The organism is Lysinibacillus sp. UGB7 (genome assembly GCF_049058285.1).
GTDB lineage: Bacteria > Bacillota > Bacilli > Bacillales_A > Planococcaceae > Lysinibacillus > Lysinibacillus sphaericus_B.
The window spans coordinates 1-395 of sequence record NZ_JBMGUV010000129.1 but is presented as its reverse complement, the minus strand read 5'-3'; the positions used below and the strand labels follow the sequence as shown (position 1 = coordinate 395).

The window sequence follows — 395 nt, the reverse complement described above, 5'->3', positions numbered from 1 at the left end:
CTGCCTGGACTATGATTTTCTATGGAGTATTAGTAGGTATTGCCCTAATCGGATGGTTTGCACCTAGGAATCAGTCAAAACCAAATGAGTAAAAGTTATAAATTAAAGCTCAACGATTGATTTAAGATCTACACAGATAGATTTCCCGATTTCTCTATAACTTCCTTTGCCGTTTAAATAGCGTAAAACAGCTTCTAATTTTTCCTCAGCAGTAAATTTACCCATAGAAAAACTGCACCTCCAATTGTGGTATGCTCCCCATTTGATAAACAGATTTTTTTAAAAAAATCTGTTTATCAAATGGGGAGATTTTTTTATGAGAACGTGTAGTTTTTCAAAAGAAGAAAAATTAGAGATTTTAAAATTTTATCATACTGGCCAATTTACTCTTAATA

Annotated in this window: 1 protein-coding gene; it reads right to left on the bottom strand. The window is 31.9% G+C overall.

What is annotated here, in order from left to right; translation table 11 throughout:
• Positions 1–102: 102 nt before the first annotated feature.
• The gene (locus ACOMCU_RS28370) at positions 103–225 is read right to left on the bottom strand and encodes a hypothetical protein (protein ID WP_421052326.1); all 123 of its coding nucleotides are present in this window, start codon (positions 223–225) and stop codon (positions 103–105) included.
• Between the last annotated feature and the right edge of the window lie 170 nt (positions 226–395).

What these genes read in the sequence shown, in the direction of transcription:
- ACOMCU_RS28370 (WP_421052326.1), bottom strand. Translation starts at nt 225, where the DNA reads ATGGGTAAATTTACTGCTGAGGAAAAATTAGAAGCTGTTTTACGCTAT.